Below are 15,173 nucleotides of genomic sequence, written 5' to 3'. Positions count from 1 at the left end.
CCCGGTTCCGCACACATCATCGAATCATGATGTCATGCGCAGGGCCGGTCAGGCCCGGGCGAGCAGCCCCCCGACGTCGTCCACGAGCTGGTCGCGCACCGGACCGTTGTCGGGCAGGTCGGCGCCGAAGACCTCCTCGATGCCCATGAGGGCCTCGACGATGCCCCGGGCGTTCTTCGAGCCGCGCACGACGGCCAGCCGGTCGGCGATCGGGTCGTCGAGGGGCAGGACCAGGCCGCCCGCCTCGGGGGTGGCGACGTAGGCCATCCAGGCCGCGACGCCGGCGATGGCGTACTGCGGGTTGCGGCCCGCGGCCAGGTTGTCGCGGATCGTGCCGAGCAGGCGCAGCGGGATCTTCTGCGAGCCGTCCATGGCGATCTGCGTGGTCCTGTGGGCCAGGGCCGGGTTGGAGAAGCGCTTGAGCACCTCGGCGCCGTACGCCGCCAGGTCCTCGCCGGGCGGGCATTCCAGCACCGGGGTGACGTCCTCGTTGATGAGCCCGCCGGCGAGCTCGGCCAGCTCGGGATCGGCCATGGTGCGGGTGATCGTCGGATAGCCGCGCAGTGCGCCGGCGTACGCGAGCGTGGAGTGCGCGCCGTTGAGGATGCGCAGTTTCATGTTCTCGAAGGGCTCGACGTCGTCGGTCAGCTGGACACCGGCCCGCTCCCAGGCGGGGCGCTCGGTGACGAAGTCGTCCTCGATGACCCACTGCTTGAAGAGCTCGGCGGTGACCAGGCCCTCGTCGCGCAGGCCGAGCAGCTCCTGGCCCATGGCACGGTCGGCGTCGGTGGTGGCCGGCGTGATGCGGTCGACCATGGTGCACGGGAAGGAGACCCTCGAGGCGATCCAGTCGGTGAGGTCCTCGTCGCCGAGAGCGGCGCAGAAGTCGCCCACCAGGCGCTCCAGCACGCGCCCGTTGCCGGTCAGGTTGTCGCAGCAGACGACGGTGACGGGCTCGGCGCCGGCGCGCTGGCGGGCCTGCAGGCCGCGGACGAGACGGCCGACGGCGCTGGTCGGCTCGCCGCCGACCAGGTCGGCGGCGACGGCCGGATCGGCCAGGTCGAGGTGACCCGCCCCGTCGCGGCGGTAGCCCTTCTCGGTGACGGTCAAAGTGATGATCAGGGTGCCCGGATCGGCGATGCGGGCCATGAGCCCGGCGTTCTGCTCGGCCGGGAAGAGCACCTCGCGCACCTGGCCGACGACCCGGACGCCGGTGTGGTCGACGGCTCGCTCCAGGACGCCGTACAGGCCGTCCTGGCCGGTGAGCTGGCGCCTGACCGAGTCCGAGCGCTGCGTCACCCCGCAGATCCCCCAGCGGTCGTCGCCGGTGGCCGCGAAGGCGTCCTGGGTGTAGACGGCCTGGTGGGCACGGTGGAAGGCGCCGATGCCCATGTGAACGATGCCGGTGCGCTGGGCGTCCCAGCCGGCGGGAGGCAGGGCGACGCCGTCGGCGCCTGGCAGTGTTGCCTTGGAGAGTCGTTCCATCGCGTCCTCGTCTTCCTGAACTGCGTCGAGTCATGCGGCCGCCCCGGTCGCAGCGCTCGCTGCCGCGATGGCCTCGTTCCTGATGATGGTGCATGCGCGCCCGCGGTCGTCCCGTGCTGCCAAGCATTGCCCCGACATCGCGACTCGAGCAGCGCAGACATGACCACCGCGCAGCCGGTCAGGGCCGTGCACCGTTGACGGTCAGACTCAGCGCAGCTCTGATCCCATCGACCTGGACAGGAACATATTCCTCAGTCCGGATGCCCCGCTTGCACATTTTCCAGAACATGCCATCCCCGCTCATGAGTTCGAGCTCCTTCCTGTTTTCCTTCGCACATGACGTCTTCGCCGCTGTGCCGCACCTCGACGTGCGTCGGAACCTGTCAGGGATGTGAGAAGGAAGCCGCTGAATCGCCTTGGTCTTCCACGCACCTCCCCATTCCCACCGAGGTCAGCACGGCGGCCGAGGGCGCCCTGCCCCTCATCTGGCCCGCGGGTGCGCACCCGCATACACTTCGCGCAGGTGCTGTGCGGTGACTTCGGTGTAGATCTGGGTGGTCGTCACCGAGGCGTGGCCGAGCAGCTCCTGGACGACGCGCACGTCGGCGCCGCCCTCCAGCAGGTGGGTGGCGAAGGAGTGCCGCAGGCTGTGCGGGCCGATCTGGTCGGTGATGCCGACGGCCCGCGCACGGGTCTGCAGAATCTCCCAGGCGCTCTGCCGACTGAGCCGGTTGCCGCGGGTGTTGAGCAGCAGCGCCGGCGTCGCCCTGCTCGCCTTGGCGGCCAGGGCCGGACGCCCGCGAACCAGCCAGGCCTCGACGGCCCGGCGCGCGAAGCCGCCGAGCGGGACGACGCGCTGCTTGTTGCCTTTTCCGACCACGCGCAGCCCGGCGTCGGGATCCTCCAGGACGCGGGTCAGGTCGTCGACGTCCCAGGCCAGTGCCTCGCTGATACGGGCGCCGGTGCCGTACAGCAGCTCCAGCAGGGCCGCGTCACGCAGGCCGACGGGCGCAGTGCGCTCGACGGAGTCGATGAGGGCGGCCACCTGGTCGGCAGCGAGGGTGCGCGGCAGCCTCTTTCCGGGCTTGGGCGGGCGGATCGAGGCCGAGACGTCCTGCGGGCTGAGCCCTTCGGCGACTGCGAAGCCGTGCAGGTTGCGCACGGCCACGACGGCTCGGGCCACGCTCGCCGGCGCCAGCGGCCGGTGGTCCTCGTCCCCCCTGGCCAGCGTCTGCTCGTAGCCGGCCAGGACGGCCGGACTCACCTGCGCCGGCCCGTCGATGCCGGTCGAGCGCAGATAGTCGGCGTAGCGATTCAGATCGCGCCGGTAGGCGGCGACGGTATTGGCCGACAGGCCGCGCTCCACGCTCAGGTGGTCGAGGTAGCCCTCGACCCAGTCCCGGAGCGTATCGGGCTCAGCCAAGCCCGTCGATCTCCTCGTCGCGAGCGGTCTGATTGGCGCGCGCGGGCCACGGCGCGTCCGCCGGGCGCAACGAGTCCAGACGGCCCTGGGCGATGGCGAGGGCCAGGGCGAGGGTGCCCGAGACCATCGACGGGTTGTGAACGCGGCCCGCGTAGACGTCCTCGACGAGTTCGTCGAGCGGCTTCCAGCTGATGCCCATGTCGATCTCCTCGTCCTCGACGACGAAGCCGTCGGGCCGCGGCGCCCTGTGGAGGCCGCGCGCCAGGTAGACGCGGATGGACTCCTGGAGGCCGCCGGGCGAGGTGAACGGGTCGATGAGCACGCGCCAGTCCTCGGCCGCCAGCATGGCCTCCTCGGCCAGTTCGCGCCTGGCGGCCGCCACCGGGTCCTCGCCGGCGACGTCGAGCAGGCCGGCGGGCGGCTCGACGAGCCTGGCCGCCACCGGGTGGCGGTACTGGTGAACGACCGCCACCCGGCCCAGCTCGTCGAGGGCCATGACGGCGACGGCGCCGGGGTGGGTGACCCACTGGCGCCTCATGGTGCCGCCGTCGGGCAGGCGCACCTCGTCCTCGACGAAGGAGCAGACCCGCCCGACGGCCCGCACCTCATGGCTGAGGATCGGCCAGTGCTCGGTGCTGTCGACGAGCCCGCTCACCGCTGCTCACCGACGCTACGACGAGTGGCGGCGCGGCGGGTCGCCGTGCCGGTCTTGGCGGCGCGGGGGCGGCGGGCACCGGTCCTCCTGCTGGCCGAGCCGGAGCGCACGGGGCGGTGAGTGGCCCTGTGGCGCCCGATGGCGGCCTCGACGAGCCCGCTGAACAGCGGGTTCGCCCGTGTCGGGCGCGAGGTGAACTCGGGGTGCGCCTGGGTGGCCACGAAGAACGGGTGCTGGTCGGCCGGCAGCTCGATGAACTCCACCAGGTTGCGGTCCGGGGACAGGCCGGAGAAGGCGATACCCGCCTCCTCCAGCCGCTCGCGGTAGGCGTTGTTCACCTCGTAGCGGTGGCGGTGGCGCTCGGAGACCCTCGTCCTGCCGTACAGGCCGGCGACGATCGAGCCTCGTTCGAGCTCGGCCGGATAGGCGCCCAGACGCATCGAGCCGCCCATGTCGCCCTCGCCGGAGACGATGGACCGCTGCTCGGCCATGGTGGCGATGACCGGATCGGGGCTGTCGGGCTCGAACTCGCTGGAGGCGGCATCGATGATGCCGGCCACATTGCGTGCCACCTCGATGACCATGCACTGCAGTCCGAGGCACAGGCCGAGAATCGGAATCCTGTTCTCGCGGGCGTACCTGATGGCGCCGAGCTTGCCCTCGACGCCGCGGACGCCGAAGCCGCCGGGCACGACGACGCCGTCCGCGTCGCCGAGCCGATCTGCGGCGCCCTCCTCGGTCTCGCAGTCGTCGGAGGCCACCCAGCGGATGCGCACGCGCGCCCAGTTGGCGAAGCCGCCGGCCCGGATGGCCTCGACGACCGACAGATAGGCGTCGGGCAGGTCGATGTACTTGCCGACCAGCGCGATGGTGATCTCCTCGCTGGGCCGGTCGACGCGCGACAGCAGATCGTCCCACGAGCTCCAGTCCACGTCGTGGAAGGGCAGGTTGAGAATGCGCACGACGTAGGCGTCCAGGCCCTCGTGGTGCAGCACCTTCGGGATGGCGTAGATGCTCGGGGCGTCGGGGCAGGCCACGACGCCCCCCGAGTCGACGTCGCAGCTGAAGGCGATCTTGCGCTTGATGGCCTCGGGCAGATCCATCGCGGAGCGGCAGACGAGGGCGTCGGGCTGGATCCCGACGCTGCGCAGCGCCGCCACCGAGTGCTGGGTCGGCTTGGTCTTCAGTTCGTGGCTCGGGCCGATGTAGGGCACGAGCGAGACGTGGACGTAGAAGGTGTTGTCGCGGCCGATGTCGTGCCGGATCTGGCGCGCGGCCTCCAGGAAGGGCTGCGACTCGATGTCGCCGACGGTGCCGCCGATCTCGTGGATCACGATGTCGTCGCCGGGCTGGGCCACGCCGAGCATGCGCTGCTTGATCTCGTCGGTGATGTGCGGGATGACCTGCACGCACTCGCCCAGGTAGTCGCCGCGGCGCTCCTTGGCGATGACCGTCGAGTACACCTGGCCGGTCGTCACGTTGGCGCGGGCCGACAGGGCCCGGCCCAGGAAGCGCTCGTAGTGGCCGATGTCGAGGTCGGTCTCGGCGCCGTCGTCGGTGACGAAGACCTCGCCGTGCTGGAACGGGTTCATCGTCCCCGGGTCGACGTTGAGATAGGGGTCGAGCTTCTGCATCGTCACGGACAGTCCGCGCGCCACGAGCAGGCTGCCGAGGCTGGACGCCGTCAGGCCCTTGCCGAGAGAGGAGGCGACGCCTCCGGTAACGAAAATGTGCTTTGTCTGCTTGGCGTTCCCCACGGGCCTCCAGCATAGGGGACGGGAAGTCCTGATTCCCAAACGGATGGGCAATCGCCCTGGGCCGGTCCGGGCAGCGGGCCCGCTCAGGCCCGTGCGGCCCGCTCCAGGAGCTCACGGGCGTGTCGCAGCGCGGTGTCCGATCCCGTGCCGGCCATGAGCCGGGCGACCTCGGCCTCGCGCTCGGCGTCCTCGACCCGGTGCACGCCGGCGCTGGTGACCCGGCCGTCCGTCGACTTCGCCACCACCAGGTGCGCGTCGGCGAAGGCCGCCACCTGCGCGAGGTGGGTGACGACGATGACCTGCGAGTGGACGGCCAGGCGCTTGAGGCGGCGGCCGATCTCGATGGCGACCTGACCGCCGACGCCGGCGTCGACCTCGTCGAAGACGAAGGTGTGCCCCTGCGCGCCGCCGGCCAGGACGACCTCGAGGGCCAGGCGCACGCGCGAGAGCTCGCCGCCGGAGGCCGCCCTGGCGAGCGGCGCGAGCGGCTGGCCTGGATTGGCGCTGAACAGCAGGCGCACCTGATCGACGCCGTGCGGGCCGAGTCCGGGCAGCGGCTCGATGTCGAAGACCAGACGCGCATGCGGCATCGCCAGGGCGGTGAGTTCGGCGCCGACGGCCCCCGTGAGGCGTTCGGCGGCCTCCGTCCGCAGGTCGTGGATGCGGGCCGCCTGCCCGACGAGGGAGGCGTCGAGCCGGGCCTGCTGGGCGCGCAGCTGCTCGATGCGCTCGTCGTCGCCGGACAGGTCGGCCAGGCGCTCGCCGGCGTCCCTGGCCCAGGCGAGCACCTCGTCGATGTCGGCGCCGTACTTGCGGGTGAGCCCGGCCAGGGCCGCGCGGCGGTCGGTGATCGTCTCGAGCAGGCCGGGATCGGCCTCCAGATCAGTCAGGTACCCGGCCAGGGCGACGGCGGCCTCCTGCGCGAGGACGGCCAGCTGGTCGAGCTGGGCCGTCAGGGGCTCGGCCTGGGCGTCGGTGTCGGCCATGCGACGCGCCTGCTTGCGCGCCTCGCCGATGAGGCCCAGCGCGCCGGGGTCGTCGAAGTCGCCGTCGGCGGCGCCCGACAGGGCGTGACCGGCGTTCTCGGCGAGCATGCGCAGATCATCCAGCCCCTGCAGACGCTCGGCCTGCGCGGCGAGCAGGGCGTCCTCGCCCGGCTGGGGATCGACGGCCGAGATCTCGTCGAGGCCGAAGGCGAGCATGTCGCGCTCCTGGGCGCGCCGGCGGGCGTGCCGGGCGCGCTCGTCGAGCTCGGCGACGACCCGCCTGCGCTCCTCGAAGCTCGCGCGGTACTCGCCCAGCGCCTGGTCCAGTTCGACCCCTCCTGCGGCGTCGAGCACCTCGCGCTGGCGTTCTGGGGTGCCGAGGCGGACCTGCTCGGACTGCCCGTGGATGGTGGCGAGCTCGCCGGTGATCTCGGTGACGACGCCGAGCGGAGCGGGCACCCCGCCCAGCCAGGCGCGGGAGCGCCCGGCCGCCCAGACCCGGCGGGTGACGATCAGCTCGCCGTCGTCGGTCTCGGCCCCGACCTCGTCGAGGCGGCCGGCGACCGCCCCGACGCCCGTGAAGACGCCCTCGACCTGCGCGCGGTCCGCGCCGCGGCGCACGGCCCCGGCGTCGGCGCGCTCGCCGAGCAGGAGACCGAGTCCGGTGACGATCATGGTCTTGCCCGCGCCGGTCTCGCCCGTGATGGCGGTGAGGCCGGCCGCCGGCTCGATCTCGCAGGAGCTGATGACGCCCAGTGCGGAGATGCGCAGGCTGGTGAGCATGTCAGGCCCTCAGATGATGCTTGGGGGCGCGCCAGCCCTCGATGTCGAGCCCGAACTTCTTGACGAGCCGGGTGGTGAAGGGCTGCTCGGACAGGCGGGCGATCCGCAGGTCCTGCGGGTAGCGCTCGATGACGATGGAGAATCCGGGCCGCAGATCGCAACCGCGCCGGCCGTCGCAGCAGACGACGGCGTCGGTCGCCAGGTCCCCCACGAGCTGGAGCTCCACCTGGGAGGTGGGGGCGACGACGCAGGCCTGCGAGAACAAGGCGTGGGCGGCGATCGGGACGACCTCGAAGACCTCGGTGTTCGGCCAGATGACCGGGCCCCCGACGCTGAAGCCGTATGCGGTGGAGCCGGACGCCGAGGCGACGAGCACGCCGTCGCACGCCCAGCGCGAGAGCGGGCGACCGTCGATGGAGACCATGAGATCGGCCATCTTGCGGCGCGACCCCTTCTCGGTGCTGACCTCGTTGACGGCGAAGGACGTCCACAGGGTGGTGCCGTCGGTGTCGAAGACGCGCGCACCGAGCGTGAGGCGCTTCTCGATCGTGTAGTCGCGCCCGGCGACCTTCTCGATGAGCTCGCGGATCTCGGAGGCCTCCAGCTCGGCCAGGAAGCCGACGTGGCCCAGGTTGACGCCGAGCAGCGCGATGCCGCGCGGCAGCGCCCACTCGGAGGCGCGCAGCATGGAGCCGTCGCCGCCGAAGACCACGATGAGCTCGACATCGGAGTCGATGGTCAGCGGGCTGATGTAGGCGTCGGGAAGCTGGGCGCGCACCTCGTCGAAGCGGTTGGCCTCGACCACGCACTCGATGTTGTGGCGGCGCATGCCGGCGATGAATTCGACCGCGGCGGTGACTGCTTCGGGGCGGATCGGATGGATGACGACGGCTACACGACGGGTTTCTTCCACATCGGCAAGCCTAGCGACCGCGGCCGGCCGGATCCGTCCGGTCACCGGCCCGGCGCAGCCCGATGAAGAACTCGAGATTGCCGGCGGATCCTGGGAGCCGGCTCGGCGCCTGCCAGAAGCAGTTCCACCCCAGGCGCCCTGCCTCATCGAGGACTTGGTGCACGGCCCATTCGCGATCGGGCTCGCGGGTCACCACCCCGCCGGCGCCCAGCCGCTGACGACCCACCTCGAACTGGGGCTTGACGAGGAGCAGCGCCATCGCGCCAGGGGCGAGCACGCCCAGGATCGGCGCCATGACGAGGCGCAGCGAGATGAACGAGACATCGCCGACAGCCAAGTCGACGGGCCGATCGTCCACGTGCCCGATGGCGAGTTCGCGCAGGTTGACGCCCTCGAGGCAGCGCACGCGCGGGTCGGCGCGCAGCAGCGGGGCGAGCTGGCCGTGGCCGACATCGACCGCGTAGACCTGCCGGGCCCCGCGCGAGAGCAGCACCTGGGTGAACCCGCCGGTGGAGGCGCCGGCATCGAGCACCCGGGCGGGCACCTCCACGCCGGACTCGTCGAGCGCGCTGAGGAGCTTGTGAGCGGCACGGGAGACCCACGGATCGGCTTCGACCCGGATCTCGTCGCCGGGGCCGACCGACGTCGACGCCTTCGTGACGACGGCACCGCCGATGCGCACGCGGCCGGACCTGATCAGTTCGCTGGCCTGCGAACGCGAGCGCGCCAGCCCCCTGGCGGGAAGCTCCTGGTCCAGACGGCCCTGATCGGGGGTCCTGGTCACGTACGCCCGCCGGTGCCGGAGAATTGCGCGCGGGCGCCGTCGAGGATCTCCGCCAGTCCCTGCTGGGCAGCGGCCAGCTTCTCCAGACGCTCGTCGACGGGCAGCTCCTCGACGCCCTCCAGCTCGGCGAGCACCCCGTCGACGAGGCGGTTCCCGGTCGTTGGGACAGGCACGGGCCCCGACGCGCCGTCGGTCCGGCCCTCGGGGGCCTCCGGATCCTTCTGGAGGGATTCGCTCATGATGTCGAGACTAGGCCGCCGGACGGACGGCGCCCAAGGGGACGGACCGGCTCAGCCGAATCCACGAGCGCGCACGAAGGTCTCGGCCCGGTCGAGCCGCTCCGCGCCGAAGACCCGGAGGAGCTCGGCGATCTCGGGGCTGTACGGGCGGATGAGCTCGGCGGCGCGCAGATAGTCCGAGGCCGCAGCGGTTGCGCGGAAGAGCTCCTGCACCTGGCTGGCGATCGTCCTCGGCAGGTGCGCGGTCAACGTCGTGACGGGGGCCTCGGCGGCGCCGTCGGCCTCCATCTGGCTGATGGCGGCTGCGACGGGCAGGCGCCCCTCCCGCACATCGGAGGCCAGCGAGACCATGCGGGTCAGGCGCGCCGCGGCGGCCGGGTTCGCGATCTTGATGCGGCGGGCGTTGATGAGCTGGGAGAGCATGGGCGCCGAGATGCCCAGTAACCGGGCCAGCCCGGCCTGGTTGACTCCCAGTACCGAGCCGCACCGGCCCAGTACCTCGGACAACGGGGCCCCGTAGAGGACGGCCTGCCGGGCGCGCACTTCCTCGGGACTGACCATACGGGCATCATATCGCTAATTTGCAGCAAAGAACAACAGCCGGTGGAACCGATTCGAAGAACGAGGATCAGGCTGCCGCAAGGCACAGCGCCCCCTGCCTCAGTGGTGGAGGCGACCAGGGCCCGGGGCGTCTTCCACCCCGCCGCGGCGTGGGCCAGCCGCCGCTGCGGCCGGAGTCGTGCCGATGCCTCCCCCGACGGGCATCGCGCCCGTGGGGTTGCCCGGACCGGCCGGCTCGGGCGCCGCGTAGGGGATGCACGCGTTCGCGCCGCTCCGCGCGGCGTCGTCCCCCGCCGGGGCCACGGGGCGGAGGTCGGCGTTGGAAGCGCCCCGGACCGCTGACGGCTCGGGCGGGGGCATGGACGCTCGACCGGGCTCGCCCCGTGTCCGGGGCCTCGAGGCCGGCACCGATGGCCTGCCAGGATGCAGACCTCGGGACCCCGTCGACTAGTCGCTGTCGGCCAGGCCCCGCGCCTGCAGGGCCTCCCCCATTTCGAGGGCGCGCCCCACCGCGCCGATGACGACCGGTGCGGCGAAGCGCCAACTGGCGCGCTCGACACCGCGGGCACGGGCGGCGTCGCGCACCTGTCGGACGGACAGCAGCAGGCCCGGGATCGCATTCCACATGATCGCAATGGTCAGGGCGAGTTTCTCGGGCTTGGCGCCGAGGGAGCGGAACGGCCGGGCCAGCGCGGCAATGGCGTCCATGAGCGCCGAGGCCGGCGTCGTGCAGGTGAGCGAGCGCGCCAACCACAAGCACGAGAGCATGCCGCAGACGAAGATGACGCCGTTGCGCCAGTCGAGGAAGAAGTAGTCGTAGACGAGGATGAGCGCATTCATGACGAGCACCCCGAGCATCGGGTTGAGCTCACGCGGGCTGCGCCGGGCACCTACGACGAGTACGAGCGCCGAGGCCACCGATGCCGTCACCGAGACGAGCCAGCGCCCCGCGAAGAAGGGCACGACACCGACCACGACGAGCAACAGGTATTTCACCGCCACCGGCACCCGGTGCATGGGCGAATGGCCGGCCCGGTAGGCGCCCAGGTAGTTCTCGAGTCTCATCGGCCCGCCCTCGTGGACCCGCAGCCGGCCATCTGCTCACGGTAGCGGGCGATGACCCCGGACGGCTCCCCGTCGTCGACGACCCGACCGCCATCAACGAGCAGGGCCCGATCCATCCTGGCCGCCAGCTCCAAGTCGTGGGTGGAACACACCAGTTGCTGGTCGAGGGCTTCGAAGGCCCGCCCGAGAATGATCCTGTTGCGCAGGTCGAGCAGCGTGGTGGGCTCGTCGGCGATGATGATCGAAGGCTCGACGGCCAGCACCGAGGCCAGCGCGACGAGCTGGCGCTCACCGCCCGACAGGGCGTGGACCGAGCGGTTCGCGACGTATCCGAGGTCGTGCGAGGCGAGCACCTCCAGGGCCCTGGTCCTGCGCTCGGCACGGTTCCTGACGCTCGCGCGCAGACTCAGCTCGATCTCCTCCAGCGGCGTCGCCATGACGAGTTGGGCATTCGGATCGGTGAAGACGTGCCCAACCCGGCGACGCACGGCCCGGCCCTCACGGGCGGGATCGAGCCCCTCGACGAGCACCTGCCCGGTGGTCGCCTTCATGAGCCCGTTGACGAGTTTGAGCAGCGTCGACTTGCCCGACCCGTTGGCCCCGATGACGGCGATCCTCCGCTGGGGGAGGCTCAGGTCCACGTCGCGCAGGATCCGCGTCGTCATCGCATTGCCGTCGATGTCGTAACCGTCGACCTCGACGCCGACTTGGCGGTACTCGATCATGTCCGTCTCATGGCCTCCTGGCGGGCATGAGACGGGGGAAGGCCGTCAGCACCGCGATGGCGAGCAGGGCCGCGACGACGGCCTTGACCAGGTCGAGCGGCAGGAACGGGGCCGTGGCGAGAACGGCCTTGCCGATGCTCATGCGCAGGTTGGGCGAGACCATGAACCATGCGACGCCGAAGGCGTGGATGATGACGATGCCGACCAGGGCCGCGACGAGCAGCCAGATCGTCATGACGGCCCGCTGCGGGCGACGGCGGGCGACGGCGGTGCGGATCGCACCGATGGCGATGGCTGCGAAGATCCAGCCGATGAGGTAGCCGCCGCTGGCGCCGATGAGGACGGCCGGGCCCGAGGCGCCCCCGCTGAAAACCGGCAGGCCGGCGATGCCGACGAGCAGGTAGAGCAGGATCGTCGCGACGCCGCGCACCGCCCCCAGCACGAGCGGGGCCAGCAACACGATGATGATCTGCAGGGCGAAGGGCACGGCGCCCACGGTGAAGACCGCCGGGATGAGTGCGAAGACCGCGATGAGCGCGGCGAACACCGCGATCAGCGCCAGATCGGACGCGACGAAACCGCTCCTGGCCGTGACACGGCCCTCGGCCCCGGTACCACTGCTCATCTCGACGGCCCCTCCCTGCGATGGCTCACGGCGCCTCACTGCGATGACGCGACACCGATCGTACAGGAATATCCTGAACATCGTTCAAGCGGGATGCGGTGAAAGCTCGCGCGCGTCAGCCGTGCGGGCTCCTTGGAGCACGGGCGCGGCCCGTCACCGTCGGCAGGAGTCCGTCAGTGCAGCAGGTCGAGCGTCTCGACCACCGCCGTGGCATCGATCTCGGCGCCCCTGTCGGCGTCACGCCAGGCGAGCCGCAAGGCGGCCCACAGCGCGTCGAGCTGGTCCTCCGGATCGGCCTTGACACCACCGGTCCGGACGCGTCCACCGGTAATGGTGGCAACGGCCGCACCGCACCGGGCGGAATCGCCGTCGATCTCGGCATTGCGGGCGGGCCTGAGCAGGGCGCGGATGTCGTAGCCGAGGTGGGTGGGACGCCATCTGGCGCCGGCCGCGAACAGGTCCCGCATGCCGTGGGCCCCGGTGAAGACGAACAGTGAATCCATGTCAACGTTGCAGGCGCCCTCGACGTCGGTGTCGAGACGGTCGCCGACGAAGATCGGGTGCTCGGCGGACAGCCGGCGGACGGTCTCGCGCAGTAGCGGGGGGAACGGCTTCCCGGCCATCTCGGGCTCGGAGCCGGGCTCCAGGCAGACGCCGAGTGCAGCGATCTGGGTGCCGAGTCCGGGCTCGATCCCCAGATCGGTAGGACGTGTCATGTCGGGATTCGTGGCGAACCAGCGGGCACCGGCCTGCACCGCATGAGCGGCGTCGGTGACGCGCGGCCAGGTCATGTCGGGATCATAGCCCTGGATCACCGCGGCGGGCCCGTCCTTGCTGCTCCACACGGGTCTCAGACCGGCCGCCTCGACCTCGGCGGCCAGGGCCGTGGTGCCGCTGATGAGCACCCGGGCGCCGACGGGCAGCGCCTCGGCGAGCATCCTGGCCGAGGCCTGAGCGCTCGTAACGACGTCGGCGGGATCGCAGTCGACGCCGATCCGGGTCAGATGGTCGGCGACGGCCTGGGGCGCGCGGGCGGCGTTGTTGGTGACGAAACCGACCTTGACGCCCTCGGCGCGCAGCCCGTCGATGCCCTCGGGCGCGCCTTCGACGGCTCTCGGGCCGAGGTAGATCACACCGTCCAGGTCGAAGAGCGCGGCGTCGTACCGGCTGCACAGCAGTTTCCCGCCCATTTATTCGTTCTCCTCACTATCGGCCTGAAGGCTCTCGGAGTCGCCGGTTGCTGGGGCCGGGGCGCCGGCAGCAGTCCGTCCGGCCCCGGCCACGTCCTTGTCGGGATCGGCGGGCGGCTCGTCGGCATGAGCGCCGATGGCGTCCTCGGGGAGCTCGTCGTGCTCCTCCCCGTCCTCGGGCTCCTGCTCCTCGACGTAGAGGTCCTCATCGGTCTCGTCGATCGACGCGCGGAAGTCGTCGGGCACCTCGGCGCCCAGGGCCTCCAGGCGTTCGGCGACATCGAGGCTGTGCGCCCTGTCGAGCTTGCCGGCGGCCTCGAACCAGACAATGGCGTGCCGGGTGTCGCCGCACCCCGCGAGGATGTCGGCATAGGCGTAGCGAAGACGGGCCTGCGGCTCGGCTCTGCCGGTCCTGTCCTCAATGGCCTTGCGCAGCACGCGCAGCGCCTCCTCGTCCTGGTCCATGTCGTGCCGGAGACCGGCCTCGACGAGGACGAGCTCCACGCGCTGCTTGGCGTCGAGCCGGACGGCGTGGCCCTGATGGATCGTCCGCAGCGCCTGGTCGTGACGGCCGATGGCTCGCTCGCAGTCGGCGATGACGGGCAGGTACTCGTCGCTCCCGGTCATGCGGGCAACGGCCCGGTACTCGGTGAGCGCGGTCGCGTAGTCCTCGGCGGCGTAGGCGGTCTCGGCCGCGGCCTCACGGACGATGGGCAGGCGGGCGGCGCGTCGACGGGCCGCCTGAGCGTGCCTGTTGGCCAACTCGGGGTCCTCCTCGATCAGTTCGCCGGCCGCGATGAGATGGGCCATGACCTCACGGGCCAGATCGAGCGGCAGACTACGGAGCTCGGCGCGCACTGGCAGCGGTAGCAGGCGCTCGTCGAAATCGAGACCGACCTCGGGCTCGTCGACCGGGCGCTCCAGGCCAGGGTTCGCCATGCGGTCCCTGCGGTGCAGGCGATCATCACCGCGACGGCCATCCTGCCGGGGAGCGCGTGCAGAGCGGCCATCGCGGCGGCGGTCCTGGCTGTCGCGACCGCGGCCGGCGAAGCCGCCGCGGTCCTCGCCATCGAAGCGGTCCCGGCTCTGATCGCGGCCGGAACGCCGCGGGGGGCGGCCTCCACGTCTGTCGTCGCGCCGGCCCCCGGGGAACCCGCCCCGGCGGTCATCGTCACGACGGGGTCGGTCCTCACGGCCGCTGTAGCCGCCACGATCGCCGCGGCGACCAGCACCCGGACGGCCGTTCCGGCCACGGTTGTCGCACCGGTCATCGCCACGACCGGCCCAGTCGCTACGGTCCCGGTCGCGGCGATCGTCGTTCCGGCGACGCTCACGGCCCTCGCCCGAGCGGGCCGAGGGGCTCGGGCGACGATGCCCTCGCGCCGACCAGGGACCGTCGCCGTGACGCTCCTGACTCGTACGGGCGCCGCCATCGTTGCGGCGGTCATCGTCGTACCGGCTGCTCCAGCCGCCGCTGCGCCGAGCAGAGTCGGCGCGGCGGGAAGCCCGGCCGCCGCGGTCCTCCCCGCGCCCGGATCCGTCGCGATGGGAGGCGCGGCCGCCACGAGCCGTGGAACCGTCACGACCGCGGTCAGAGCCGAATCCACGGCCATGGCCGAAGGTACGACTCGCCGGCCCGCGGCGATCGGAGTCGTGGCCTCCACGGCCGCTGCGGGAACCACCCCGTTTGCCGCCACCCCGGTGCGCGCCCCGCCCACCTGAGTAACCCGATGAATTGTCCATAATCCCGTCCTGCCCCGGCTGCGGTACGACTCTATTGACGAATGAGGGTCGACGGATCCACCGCCCCGGACAAGCCTACCCGGCACCGGCATGTCTCTGCTTCGGCGCCTGTAGGGGGTTCGGTTGTTTTTCGGTTCTGGCGAGGAAAACCGCTCCGGGTGTGTCCGGGGCGGAGTATTGGTTGGTTTGGTTGGGGGGTGGTGGTCCGGCGGTGTCCTACTCTCCCGCGTGCTTGCGCG

The 15,173-nt window shown here is 71.6% G+C and carries 14 protein-coding genes; all 14 read right to left on the bottom strand.

From position 1 onward, the window contains the following. Positions 1 to 48: 48 nt before the first annotated feature. The 14 genes from R2N01_RS04275 to R2N01_RS04210 all read right to left on the bottom strand — a co-directional run bounded on the left by R2N01_RS04275 (position 49) and on the right by R2N01_RS04210 (position 14,130). Entirely contained in the window at positions 49 to 1,485 is a 1,437-nt protein-coding gene (locus R2N01_RS04275) for a mannitol dehydrogenase family protein (RefSeq protein ID WP_316668799.1), read from the bottom strand. A gap of 481 nt (positions 1,486 to 1,966) precedes the next feature. Beyond that, a complete protein-coding gene (locus R2N01_RS04270; RefSeq protein ID WP_316668797.1) occupies positions 1,967 to 2,908 on the bottom strand; it encodes a site-specific tyrosine recombinase XerD in 942 nt (313 codons plus the stop codon). Then, complete coding sequence (locus R2N01_RS04265) at positions 2,901 to 3,563, bottom strand: NUDIX hydrolase (RefSeq protein ID WP_316668795.1); 663 nt, start codon at positions 3,561 to 3,563, stop codon at positions 2,901 to 2,903. Before R2N01_RS04265 ends, R2N01_RS04270 begins: the two co-directional genes overlap by 8 nt. Continuing rightward, on the bottom strand, positions 3,560 to 5,320 hold the full coding sequence (locus tag R2N01_RS04260; RefSeq protein ID WP_316668793.1) for a CTP synthase: 1,761 nt from the start codon (positions 5,318 to 5,320) through the stop codon (positions 3,560 to 3,562). Before R2N01_RS04260 ends, R2N01_RS04265 begins: the two co-directional genes overlap by 4 nt. Before the next feature lie 83 nt (positions 5,321 to 5,403). Further along, entirely contained in the window at positions 5,404 to 7,089 is a 1,686-nt protein-coding gene (recN, locus tag R2N01_RS04255; protein WP_316668791.1) for a DNA repair protein RecN, read from the bottom strand. 1 nt (position 7,090) lies between these two features. Then, on the bottom strand, positions 7,091 to 8,002 hold the full coding sequence (locus R2N01_RS04250; RefSeq protein WP_316668789.1) for an NAD kinase: 912 nt from the start codon (positions 8,000 to 8,002) through the stop codon (positions 7,091 to 7,093). Between the two features lie 10 nt (positions 8,003 to 8,012). Continuing rightward, positions 8,013 to 8,786, bottom strand: coding sequence for a TlyA family RNA methyltransferase (locus tag R2N01_RS04245; protein WP_316668787.1), 774 nt, complete (start codon positions 8,784 to 8,786; stop codon positions 8,013 to 8,015). Then, entirely contained in the window at positions 8,783 to 9,025 is a 243-nt protein-coding gene (locus R2N01_RS04240; protein WP_316668785.1) for a hypothetical protein, read from the bottom strand. The genes R2N01_RS04245 and R2N01_RS04240 overlap by 4 nt, the downstream gene beginning before the upstream one ends. Positions 9,026 to 9,076: 51 nt before the next feature. Beyond that, entirely contained in the window at positions 9,077 to 9,586 is a 510-nt protein-coding gene (locus R2N01_RS04235) for a DNA-binding protein (RefSeq protein ID WP_316668783.1), read from the bottom strand. Between the two features lie 447 nt (positions 9,587 to 10,033). Then, on the bottom strand, positions 10,034 to 10,651 hold the full coding sequence (locus R2N01_RS04230) for a CbiQ family ECF transporter T component (protein WP_316668781.1): 618 nt from the start codon (positions 10,649 to 10,651) through the stop codon (positions 10,034 to 10,036). Further along, positions 10,648 to 11,376, bottom strand: coding sequence for an ABC transporter ATP-binding protein (locus R2N01_RS04225; RefSeq protein WP_316668779.1), 729 nt, complete (start codon positions 11,374 to 11,376; stop codon positions 10,648 to 10,650). Before R2N01_RS04225 ends, R2N01_RS04230 begins: the two co-directional genes overlap by 4 nt. Before the next feature lie 7 nt (positions 11,377 to 11,383). Next, positions 11,384 to 12,001, bottom strand: coding sequence for a biotin transporter BioY (locus R2N01_RS04220; RefSeq protein WP_316668777.1), 618 nt, complete (start codon positions 11,999 to 12,001; stop codon positions 11,384 to 11,386). Between the two features lie 173 nt (positions 12,002 to 12,174). Then, positions 12,175 to 13,191 (bottom strand): HAD-IIA family hydrolase, encoded by a 1,017-nt coding sequence (locus tag R2N01_RS04215; protein WP_316668775.1) that lies wholly within the window; start codon positions 13,189 to 13,191, stop codon positions 12,175 to 12,177. Next, positions 13,192 to 14,130 (bottom strand): hypothetical protein, encoded by a 939-nt coding sequence (locus tag R2N01_RS04210; RefSeq protein WP_316668773.1) that lies wholly within the window; start codon positions 14,128 to 14,130, stop codon positions 13,192 to 13,194. It lies immediately after the preceding gene. Between the last annotated feature and the right edge of the window lie 1,043 nt (positions 14,131 to 15,173).

Source organism: uncultured Propionibacterium sp., from assembly GCF_963539965.1.
Classification (GTDB): Bacteria; Actinomycetota; Actinomycetes; order Propionibacteriales; family Propionibacteriaceae; genus Propionibacterium.
This window is presented reverse-complemented; position numbering and strand designations above follow the sequence as displayed.

Coding starts and splice junctions, on each gene's coding strand:
- R2N01_RS04215 (WP_316668775.1), bottom strand. CDS start 13,191: ATGGGCGGGAAACTGCTGTGCAGCCGGTACGACGCCGCGCTCTTCGAC.
- R2N01_RS04220 (WP_316668777.1), bottom strand. CDS start 12,001: ATGAGCAGTGGTACCGGGGCCGAGGGCCGTGTCACGGCCAGGAGCGGT.
- R2N01_RS04230 (WP_316668781.1), bottom strand. CDS start 10,651: ATGAGACTCGAGAACTACCTGGGCGCCTACCGGGCCGGCCATTCGCCC.
- R2N01_RS04235 (WP_316668783.1), bottom strand. CDS start 9,586: ATGGTCAGTCCCGAGGAAGTGCGCGCCCGGCAGGCCGTCCTCTACGGG.
- R2N01_RS04210 (WP_316668773.1), bottom strand. CDS start 14,130: ATGGCGAACCCTGGCCTGGAGCGCCCGGTCGACGAGCCCGAGGTCGGT.
- R2N01_RS04225 (WP_316668779.1), bottom strand. CDS start 11,376: ATGATCGAGTACCGCCAAGTCGGCGTCGAGGTCGACGGTTACGACATC.
- recN (WP_316668791.1), bottom strand. CDS start 7,089: ATGCTCACCAGCCTGCGCATCTCCGCACTGGGCGTCATCAGCTCCTGC.
- R2N01_RS04275 (WP_316668799.1), bottom strand. CDS start 1,485: ATGGAACGACTCTCCAAGGCAACACTGCCAGGCGCCGACGGCGTCGCC.
- R2N01_RS04240 (WP_316668785.1), bottom strand. CDS start 9,025: ATGAGCGAATCCCTCCAGAAGGATCCGGAGGCCCCCGAGGGCCGGACC.